The sequence below is a fragment of the Nonomuraea sp. NPDC004186 genome, assembly GCF_053603495.1.
On the sequence record NZ_JBSGFQ010000129.1, the window covers coordinates 23101 to 33384 of the forward strand.

The 10284-nt window shown below is 72.0% G+C and carries 8 protein-coding genes; 5 read left to right on the top strand and 3 right to left on the bottom strand.

The features are described 5' to 3' along the window. Nucleotides 1–2 precede the first annotated feature (2 nt). Both ACWEPL_RS55075 and ACWEPL_RS55080 read right to left on the bottom strand, forming a co-directional pair. Nucleotides 3–1187 (bottom strand): acetate/propionate family kinase, encoded by a 1185-nt coding sequence (locus ACWEPL_RS55075; protein ID WP_363974314.1) that lies wholly within the window; start codon nt 1185–1187, stop codon nt 3–5. Next, a complete protein-coding gene (locus ACWEPL_RS55080; RefSeq protein ID WP_452441293.1) occupies nt 1163–3466 on the bottom strand; it encodes a phosphoketolase family protein in 2304 nt (767 codons plus the stop codon). Before ACWEPL_RS55080 ends, ACWEPL_RS55075 begins: the two co-directional genes overlap by 25 nt. Before the next feature lie 61 nt (nt 3467–3527). On the opposite strand from ACWEPL_RS55080, the gene ACWEPL_RS55085 reads away from it, so the two are divergent. The 5 genes from ACWEPL_RS55085 (at nt 3528) to ACWEPL_RS55105 (ending at nt 9400) form a co-directional block, all read left to right on the top strand. Then, nucleotides 3528–5234, top strand: coding sequence for an IlvD/Edd family dehydratase (locus ACWEPL_RS55085; RefSeq protein ID WP_452441294.1), 1707 nt, complete (start codon nt 3528–3530; stop codon nt 5232–5234). 187 nt (nt 5235–5421) lie between these two features. Further along, the gene (gene pgi / locus ACWEPL_RS55090) at nt 5422–7053 is read left to right on the top strand and encodes a glucose-6-phosphate isomerase (RefSeq protein WP_363974305.1); all 1632 of its coding nucleotides are present in this window, start codon (nt 5422–5424) and stop codon (nt 7051–7053) included. Nucleotide 7054: 1 nt separating this feature from the next. Further along, nucleotides 7055–8458, top strand: coding sequence for a glucose-6-phosphate dehydrogenase (zwf, locus tag ACWEPL_RS55095; RefSeq protein WP_452441296.1), 1404 nt, complete (start codon nt 7055–7057; stop codon nt 8456–8458). A 53-nt stretch (nt 8459–8511) separates the two neighbouring features. After that, the gene (locus tag ACWEPL_RS55100; RefSeq protein ID WP_350727886.1) at nt 8512–8862 is read left to right on the top strand and encodes a spore germination protein GerW family protein; all 351 of its coding nucleotides are present in this window, start codon (nt 8512–8514) and stop codon (nt 8860–8862) included. Between the two features lies 1 nt (nt 8863). Next, on the top strand, nt 8864–9400 hold the full coding sequence (locus ACWEPL_RS55105) for a hypothetical protein (protein ID WP_452441297.1): 537 nt from the start codon (nt 8864–8866) through the stop codon (nt 9398–9400). Between the two features lie 68 nt (nt 9401–9468). Here the strand turns inward: ACWEPL_RS55105 and ACWEPL_RS55110 are convergent, their stop codons facing one another. Continuing rightward, nucleotides 9469–10200: an MFS transporter gene (locus ACWEPL_RS55110; protein ID WP_452441298.1), complete on the bottom strand. Its 732-nt coding sequence runs from the start codon at nt 10198–10200 to the stop codon at nt 9469–9471. Nucleotides 10201–10284 lie beyond the last annotated feature (84 nt).

The following is a 10284-nucleotide window of genomic DNA, read 5'->3' on the forward strand; positions in this document are numbered from 1 at the left end:
CGTCATGATCCCGGCGTGATCAGCGCGAGGGTCTGGCGGGCGATCTCCCATTCCTCGTCCGTCGGGATGACGAGCACGGCCACCTCCGCGCCCGGCGGCGAGACCGCCCGCTCCCGCGCCGACCCGTCCTGGTTGAGCGCGGGGTCCACGGTGACGCCGAGCCGGTCGAGCCCGGCCAGGGACTCGGCGCGGGTGGCCGCGTCGTGCTCCCCGACCCCGCCGGTGAACACGATCGCGTCCAGCCGCCCGAGCAGCGCGTAGTAGGCGCCGACGTACTTGCGGATGCGCCGCGTGTAGACCGCCAGGGCCAGCCGGGCCTCGGCGTCGTCGCGGGCGCGCACCTCGCGCATGTCGCCCGTCCCGGCCAGCGCCAGCAGGCCGCCGTGGCGGTCGAGCCCGCTCTCCACCTGCCGCGCGTCCATCCCGTTCACGCGTGCCAGGTAGCCGGCGAGCGCGGGGTCGACGTCGCCCGAGCGGGTGCCCATGACCAGTCCCTCCAGGGGCGTCAGGCCCATGGAGGTGTCGACGCTGCGCCCGCCGGAGATCGCGGTCGCGCTGGCCCCGTTGCCCAGGTGCAGCACGATGAGGTCGAGGGTGGCCGGATCGCGGCCGAGGAAGGCGGCGGCGCGGCGGGAGACGTACGCGCAGGAGGTGCCGTGGAAGCCGAAGCGCCGCACGCCGAGCCGCTCGCGCCAGTCGCGCGGCACCGCGTACGTGTACGCCTCGGGCGGCAGCGCCAGCTGGAAGGCGGTGTCGAACACCGCCACCTGCGGCACCCCCGGAAAGGCGCCGCGCGCCACCCGGATCCCGGCGAGGTTGACCGGATTGTGCAGGGGTGCGAGCGGCGCCAGCTCCTCGATCGCCCCGATGACGCCGTCGTCGACGAGCACCGCCTCGGTGAACCGGGTACCGCCGTGCACGACGCGGTGCCCGACCGCGACCGGGTCCAGCTCGGGCCCCGCCGCCTCGAACGCCTTCATGACCGCGGCCAGCCCCGCCTCGTGCCCGGGGAACGGCTCCTCCGACACGTAAGGAGGCCGGTCCCCGGCGTGGTGCGTCAGCCGCCCGCGCTCCTCGCCGATGCGCTCCACGAGCCCCCTGGCCGGGCGCTCGCGGGTGCGGACGTCGACGAGCTCGTACTTGATGGACGACGAGCCCGTGTTCAGTACGAGGATGCGCCCGGCCACGTCCACGACCTGATCTCGGGGGTGTCCTCGCCGGTCTCGCGCGTGTGGGCGCGGGCCCGCAGCCGCTCGTCGCTCATGCGCTGGCGCAGGTGCGCCGCCGTGGTGCCGAGCCCGGGCACCCGGTCGATGACGTCCATGACCAGGTGGAAACGGTCGATGTCGTTCATCATGGCCATGTCGAACGGCGTCGTCGTGGTGCCCTCCTCCTTGTAGCCGCGCACGTGGATGTTGGCGTGGCCGTGGCGGCGGTAGGTGAGCTGGTGGATCAGCGACGGGTAGCCGTGGAAGTCGAACACGACCGGCCTGTCGGCGGTGAAGAGGGCGTCGAACTCGGCGTCCGACATGCCGTGCGGGTGCTCCGTGGGCGGCTGGAGGCGCATGAGGTCGACCACGTTGACGACGCGTACCTTCAGCTCGGGCAGGTGCTCGCGCAGGATCGCGGCGGCGGCGAGCGTCTCCTGGGTGGGCACGTCGCCCGCGCAGGCCAGCACCACGTCCGGCTCGGCGCCCTCGTCGGTGGAGGCCCACGGCAGGATGCCCAGGCCGCGCGTGTTGTGCGCGACGGCCTCCTCCATCGTGAACAGGTCCAGCACCGGCTGCTTGCCCGCCACGATCACGTTGACGTAGTCGCGCGAGCGCAGGCAGTGGTCGGCGACCGACAGCAGCGTGTTGGCGTCCGGCGGCAGGTAGACCCGCACCACGGACGCCTTCTTGTTGATCACCACGTCGAGGAAGCCGGGGTCCTGGTGGCTGAAGCCGTTGTGGTCCTGGCGCCACACGTGCGAGGACAGCAGGTAGTTGAGCGAGGCGACGGGCCGCCGCCAGGGGATCTTCCGCGATGACTCCAGCCATTTCGCGTGCTGGTTGAACATGGCGTCCACGATGTGGATGAACGCCTCGTAGCAGTTGAACAGCCCGTGTCTGCCGGTCAGCAGGTAGCCCTCCAGCCAGCCCTGGCACAGGTGCTCGCTCAGCACCTCCATCACCCGGCCGCCGGGGGCCAGGTGCTCGTCCGTCGGCAGCATCTCGGCGTTCCACGCCCGGTCGGTGGCCTCGAACACCGCCGACAGCCGGTTCGACGCGGTCTCGTCCGGTCCCATCAGCCGGAACGTCCGCGGGTTGGCGATGATCACGTCACGCAGGAACCCGCCCAGCACCCGCGTCGGCTCGCTCGACTGCCCGGCGGGCGCCTTGACCTCGACCGCGAGCCGGCGGAAGTCCGGCAGCCGCAGCGGCTCCAGCAGCTCCCCGCCGTTGGTGTGCGGGTTGGCGCTCATCCGGCGCGTGCCGCGCGGCACGGTCTCCAGGACCTCCCGCACGGGCCCGCCGCCGGCGTCGAACAGCTCCTCCGGCCGGTACGAGCGCATCCACTGCTCGAGCATGCCCAGGTGGGCGGCGTTCTCGCGGACGTTGGCCAGCGGCACCTGGTGCGCCCGCCAGGTGCCCTCGACCTGCTTGCCGTCCACCTCGCGCGGCCCCGTCCAGCCCTTCGGCGTCCGCAGGACGATCATCGGCAGCCGGTCGGCCCTGCCCTGCTTGTACGCGGCCATCTGGTCGAAGGCGGTGTCCAGGGCGCGCGCCATCTCCTCGTGGTCCGGCCCCACCACGTGGGGGCGGTAGCCGTAGCCCTCCATGAGCTTGAGCAGCTCTTCCTCGGGGATGCGGGCGAGCACGGTGGGGTTGGCGATCTTGTAGCCGTTCAGGTGCAGGATGGGCAGCACGATGCCGTCGCGGTCGCGATCGGTGAACTTGTTGGAGTGCCAGCTCGCCGCGAGCGGGCCCGTCTCGGCCTCGCCGTCGCCGATGACGCAGGCCACGACCAGGTCCGGGTTGTCGAAGGCGGCCCCGTACGCGTGCGCGAGCGAATAGCCCAGCTCCCCGCCCTCGTGGATCGACCCCGGCGTCTCGGGCGCCACGTGGCTCGGGATCCCGCCGGGGAAGGAGAACTGGCGGAACAGTCGCCGCATGCCCTCCACGTCCTGCGAGACGTCCGGATAGCGCTCCGAGTAGGTGCCCTCCAGCCACGCGTGCGCCACCGCGGCGGGGCCGCCGTGCCCCGGGCCGGCGATGTAGATCATGTCCTGGTCCCGCTCCCTGATCACCCGGTTGAGGTGGGCGAAGCAGAAGGTCAGCCCAGGCGTGGTGCCCCAGTGGCCGAGCAGGCGCGGCTTGATGTGCTCGGGCCGCAGCGGCTCGCTCAGCAGCGGATTGTCCAGCAGGTAGATCTGCCCGACGGACAGGTAGTTCGCCGCCCGCCAGTACGCGTCGATATGGTCCATCCTCTGCTGCTTCCTCCACAGAACATGCTGAATCCACCAAACGCCGGATAAGGTGCCGAATATGGCATTCAGGAGTTCGCGCTGGTACTCGGGGAACGACCGCAACTCCTACATCCATCGGGCATGGATGCGGCGCGGCCTGCCCCGCGAGGCGTTCGAGGGCGGCAAGCCGCACATCGCGATCGCCAACACCGCCTCCGACCTCACCCCCTGCAACTCCCACCTGAACGAGGTCGCCGAGAGCGTCGCCAACGGCGTCTGGGAGGCCGGCGGCGTGCCGCTCAACCTGCCGGTCGTCTCCCTGGGCGAGACGAACGTGCGCCCCACCGCCATGCTCTGGCGCAACCTGGCCGCCATGGCCACCGAGGAGATGCTGCGCGCCAACCCCATCGACGGCGTGGTGCTGCTCGGCGGGTGCGACAAGACCATCCCGTCGCTGCTCATGGCCGCCTCCTCCGTGGACCTGCCCGCCGTCGTGATGCCCGGCGGCCCCATGCTGACGGGGCACTTCCGCGGCGCGCCGCTCGGCTGCGGCACCGACGTGTGGCGCCTCAGCGAGGAGGTACGCGCGGGCACGCTGTCGCGCGAGGCGTTCCTGCGGTCCGAGTCGTCCATGATCCGCAGCCGCGGCCACTGCAACACGATGGGCACCGCCTCCACCATGGCCTGCATGGCCGAGGCCCTCGGCATGACGATCCCCGGCACCGCGGGCACCCCCGCCCCCGACAGCCGCCTGCTCGAACGCTCCCACGAGACCGGCCGCCTGGCCGTGGACCTCGTCCTGGAGGGCCGGCGCCCCAGCCAGGTCATGACCAGGGCCGCGTTCCTCAACGCCATCGTGACCCTGGCCGCCGTCGGCGGCTCCACCAACGCCGTCGTCCACCTGCTGGCCGTCGCGGGCCGGCTCGGCGTGGACCTCAGCCTGGACGACTTCGACCGCACCGGCGCCGGGGTGCCGTTACTCGTGGACCTCCAGCCCGCCGGACGCCACCTGATGGACGACCTGTTCCGGGCGGGCGGCCTCACGGCCGTGCTCAAGGAGGTCGAGGACCTGCTCGCCCCGGAGGCGATCACCGTCACGGGCCGCCCGCTCGTCGAGCACCTCGCCGAGGCCGAGATCTGGGACGAGAGCGTCATCAGGCGCCGCTCCGACCCGCTGCTGCCCGACGCCGGCATCGCCGTCCTGCGCGGCAACCTCGCCCCCGGCGGCGCGGTGATCAAGCCCGCCGCCGCCTCGCCCGAGCTGCTGCGCCACCGCGGCCGGGCCGTCGTCTTCGACAGCATCGAGGACGTGTACGCCCGCCTCGACTCGCCCGGCCTCGACATCGACGAGACCTCGGTGCTCGTGCTGCGCGGCTGCGGCCCCAAGGGCTACCCCGGCATGCCCGAGGTGGGCAACCTGCCGCTGCCCGCCAAGCTGCTGGAGAAGGGCGTGCGCGACATGGTGCGCATCAGCGACGCCCGCATGAGCGGCACCGCGTACGGCACGGTCGTCCTGCACACCGCGCCCGAGGCGGCGGCCGGCGGCCCGCTGGCGAAGGTGCGCACCGGCGACCCGATCGTGCTCGACGTGGCCGCCCGGCGGCTCGACGTGGACATCCCCGACGCCGAGCTGGCCGCCAGGGAGCCCGTGAAGATCGGGTACGCCCGGCCCGTACGCGGCTGGGAGCGCCTCTACGTCGAGCACGTCACCCAGGCCGACCGCGGCGCCGACCTCGACTTCCTCATCGGCTCCAGCGGGGACCACGTGGGCCGAGAATCCCACTGAGCCCCAAAAACTCCGCTCCGCCGTGCGCGGAATGAGGCCCTGTGGGTAAGCGGTTCCAGTGGGAGATCTGCGAAGCTGGCTGACGCCACGGTCTTAACGGAGCACGACAAAGGTGCGGCGGTCAGACGAGCAGGTTTCCCATTGGCAGGGACAATGGTGATCCGGTTTGGCGACACGAGGAGGAAGCGTGAACGGCGACATCACCCAGAGCCAGGAGTGGGCGGCTCTCGGCAAGCACCATGAGGAGCTGGCGGGCAGGCGGCTGCGGGAGCTGTTCGCGGAGGACCCGGGCCGTGCCGGGCGCATGACCGTGACCGCCGGCGACCTCTTCCTCGACTACGCCAAGCAGCGCGCCACCGGCGAGACGATCGACCTGCTGGTGGCCCTGGCCGAGCGGGCGGGGCTGCGCGAGCGGATCACCGCGATGTTCGGCGGCGAGCACATCAACGTCAGCGAGGACCGCGCCGTCCTGCACGTCGCCCTCCGCCTGCCGCGCGCCGCCGAGCTGGTCGTGGACGGGCAGGACGTGGTCGCCGACGTGCACGCCGTGCTCGGGAAGATGAGCGCCTTCGCCGACCGGGTCAGGTCCAAGGAGTGGAAGGGCGCCACCGGCAAGCCCATCGAGACCGTGGTCAACATCGGCATCGGCGGCTCCGACCTCGGCCCCGCCATGGCCTACGAGGCGCTGCGCGACTACGCCGACGCGGGCGTGGCGGCCAGGTTCGTCTCCAACATCGACCCGGCCGACATCACCGGCAACCTCGCCGGCCTCGACCCCGCGACCACGCTGTTCGTGGTCAGCTCCAAGACCTTCACCACGCTCGAGACGCTCACCAACGCCCGCGTCGCCCGCCGCTGGCTGGTCGAGGCGCTGGGCGAGGACGCGGTGTCCAAGCACTTCGTGGCCGTCTCCACCAACGCCGCCAAGGTCGCCGAGTTCGGCATCGACACCGACAACATGTTCGGCTTCTGGGACTGGGTCGGCGGCCGCTACTCCTACGACGGCGCCATCGGCCTGTCCCTGATGATCACGATCGGCCCCGAGCGGTTCCGCGAGATGCTGGCCGGCTTCCACCTCATCGACGAGCACTTCCGCAGCGCCCCGTTCGAGGCCAACATGCCGGTGCTGATGGGCCTGCTCGGGATCTGGTATAACGACTTCTTCGGCGCCGAGACCCGCGCCGTGCTGCCCTACAGCCAGCGGCTGCACCGCTTCCCCGCCTACCTGCAGCAGCTCACGATGGAGTCCAACGGCAAGTCCGTGCGCGCCGACGGCACCCCCGTCCCGGTCGCCACCGGCGAGATCTTCTGGGGCGAGCCGGGCACCAACGGGCAGCATGCCTTCTACCAGCTCCTCCACCAGGGCACCCGGCTCGTGCCCGCCGACTTCATCGGCTTCGCCGAGCCGTTCGAGGACCGCGAGGGCATGCACGACCAGCTCATCGCCAACCTCCTGGCCCAGACCTCGGCGCTGGCGTTCGGCAAGACGGCCGAGGAGATCGCCGCCGAGGGCACGCCACCCGAGATCGTGCCGCACAAGGTGATGCCCGGCAACCGGCCCACCTCCACGATCCTCGCGCCCAAGCTGACCCCCTCGACGCTGGGCCAGCTCGTCGCGCTCTACGAGCACATCGTGTTCGTCGAGGGCACGATCTGGGGGATCGACTCCTTCGATCAGTGGGGCGTCGAGCTGGGCAAGAAGATGGCGCTCGACCTGGCGCCCGCGCTCACCTCCGAGGACCCGCCCACCGGGCTCCCCGACGCCTCCACCGAACAGCTCGTGCGGAAATACCGCGAGCTGCGCGGAAGGCGTGTCTGACATGCGCCACGCGTCCGGGACCGAGCACAGGAGGGGCGCGGAGCGGGCGAGGGCGCTGGTGCTGTTCGGCGTCACCGGCGACCTCGCGCGCAAGATGATCCTGCCCGCCCTCTACCGCCTGACCGCCGACAGCAGGCTCGACCTGCCCGTCATCTGCGTGGCCAAGACCGACCTCGGCCTCGACGGGCTGCGCGAGCACGTCCGCCAGGCCGTCGGCGGCGTGCGCGACGCGGCCTTCGACAAGCTCGCCGGAAACCTGCGGCTGGTCGCGGGCGACTACCGCGACCCCGAGACGTTCGCCACGCTCCGCGAGGAGGCGGCGGGTAAGGGCTTCCTCGTCCACTACCTCGCGGTGCCGCCGTCGCTGTTCGCCACGGTCGCCGAGGGCCTGGCCGGGGCCGGGCTCAACCACGACGCCAGGCTCGTCGTGGAGAAGCCGTTCGGCCACGACCTCGCCTCGGCCCGCGAGCTCAACGAGGAGCTGCTCAAGCACTTCGACGAGGACCACGTGCGGCGGGTCGACCACTTCCTGGCCAAGGAGCCGGTCGAGGACCTCATGGTGTTCCGGTTCGCCAACACGCTGCTGGAGCCCATCTGGAACCGCAGCCACATCCGCAGCGTCCAGATCACCATGGCCGAGGACTTCGACGTGCGCGACCGCGGCGCCTTCTACGACGCCAACGGCACGATCCGCGACGTGGTGCAGAATCACCTGCTGCAGCTGCTGGCCATCCTCGCCATGGACCCGCCGCCGTCCACCGACGCCCGCGCCCAGCTCGACGAGAAGTGGCGGGTGCTGCGCGCCGTGCAGGCCATCGACCCCGCCGACGTCGTACGCGGCCAATACTCCGGCTACCTCGACACCCACGGCGTCCGGCCCGAATCCACCACCGAGACGTTCGTCGCCCTGCGTGCCTACATCGACAACTGGCGCTGGGCCGGCGTGCCGTGGTGCATCCGCTCCGGCAAGGGGCTGCCGACCACCGACCTGGAGATCGTCGCCGAGCTGCGCAAGCCGCCGGTGACGATGTTCCACGGCGGCGACGCGCCCCCCGGCCCCAACCTCATCAGGTTCCGGCTGCAGCCGGACGCGGGGGTCACCTTCGACCTGCTGGCCAAGGAGCCGGGCAAGCAGCACACCAGGCCGGTGCCGGTCAGCGTCGACTTCACCAAGGTGCTCGGGCCGATGGAGGCCGCCTACGAGCGCGTGCTGGCCGACGCCGTCAGCGGCGACCCGCGGCGGTTCGCCAGGTTCGACCTGGTGGAGGAGTCGTGGCGGATCGTCCGGCGGGTGCTCGACCTGCCGGACCGGCCGCTGCCGTACGAGCGGGGCTCCTGGGGGCCGGAGGCGGCCGAGAAGATCGCGCCGGGCGGCTGGCACGAGATCTCGACGACGTTCGACTGACGCGGGAGCGACGCCGGTGGCGAGAGGGGCGAGCTGTGGTTGACCATGGTGGGATGGACATCATGAAGGTGGTCGAGCAGGCGAAGGACGCCGCGACCGTCAAACGCGTCTTCGGTGAGCCCGTCCAGCAGGGCGACGTCGTCGTCATCCCGGTCGCCCGGGTCGTCCAAGGGGGCGGCGGCGGGGACGGCCGGGGCAAGGGGGAGAGCGGCGAGGGCGGGGGCAGCGGCGGCGGCTTCGGCTTCAGCGCCACGCCCGCGGGCGTCTACGTGCTGAAGGACGGCGAGGTCAGCTGGCGGCCCGCCGTCGACGTCAACCGCATCGTGCTCGGCGGCCAGATCGTGCTGATCGTGGCGGCGCTGACCGTCCGCTCCATCCTCAAGAAGCGGCGGCGCGGGCGCTGACGTGCTGATCGACCTGCTCGACGCTGAGCTGCCCGCCCGGGACTTCCTGGTCCCGGGCTCCAACCTGCCGGTGCGCCAGGCCCGGCTGGACGGCATGTCCTCGCTCGTCCGCTTCCCGCCCGGCTGGGCCAGGTCCCAGCGCGGCCACTACCTGGCTGGGGAGGAGTTCGTGCTGCTGGAGGGCGAGCTGTCCGTCTCCGGCATCACGTACGCGGCCGGGCAGCACGGCTGGCTGCCCGCCGGGACGCTGCGCCACTCCGGCGCGGCCCCCGGCGGCGCGCTGGCGTTCACGGCCTTCGCCGGTGAGGACACCTGGGTGCCCAGCGACCTGGACGAGCCGGACGGCCCGAGCCTGCGCACGCCCCTGGAGAGCGTCGTCATCCCCGAGGGCGGCCTACGGCTCACCCCGCACTCCGTCCTCCTGGACACGCCCGTCGCCCTCGGCGGCCCCGCCGAGATGATCACCGTGCCGACCTGGACGTGGGAGCGGTCGGCCCTGATCCCCGAGGGGCGGGTCCTCGTAAGGTGGCCGCCATGACCTCTGCGACGTCCGGCGGTGCTTGGTCTCCGGTGGTCCGGGAGGGCCGGTCCGGTGGCGTCCGGCGGTCAGGCGGTGCTCGGTGTCCGGTGGTCCGGGAGGGCCGGTTCGGCGGGAGCCGGCGTCCGGCGGTTCGGGAGGGCCGAGCCGGCGGCCAGGACGGCGAGGCCGGCGAGGGTGATCGCGGCACCGACCCAGAGCGGTGAGACGAACCCGAAGCCGGACCCCAGGGCCAGCCCGCTCAGCCAGGCGCCCAGCGCGTTGCCGACGTTGAAGGCCGCGATGTTGGCGCCGGAGGCCATCGTGGGCGCGTCCTGGGCGTACCGCATGATCCGCAGTTGCAGCCCGGGCGCGGTGGCCAGGCCGACCGCGCCCATCAGCAGCAGCGAGACGATCGTCATGACCTTGCTCTGCGCGGTCAGCGCGAACATCGCGAGCACCGCGGTGAGCAGCGCCAGGATCGCGGCCAGCGACGTGTTCAGCGCCCGGTCGGCGAACTTGCCGCCGAGGAAGTTGCCCGCGAACGTGCCGGCCCCGAACAGCACCAGCAGCCAGGGCACCGTGGCGCCGGCGAACCCGCTGACCTCGGTGAGCGTGAACGCGATGTAGGTGAACGCGCCGAACATGCCGCCGAAGGCGAGCACGGTGACCGCGGCGGAGACCCAGACCTGCGGCCGGCGGAACGCGCCCAGCTCGGCGCGCAGGCTCGTCCCGGCCGGCGCCGGCGTCGGCGGCACCAGCAGCCGGATCCCGGCCAGCGCGACCACGCCGATGACCGTGATCGCCCAGGTTACGGTCAGGTACGCGGCAGCCGTACCCTTGTCTGAAAGGGCATGTCACGAAGGGACAAGTGGGATGAGTTCAGCGGGTGAAGGCCTGTCTCG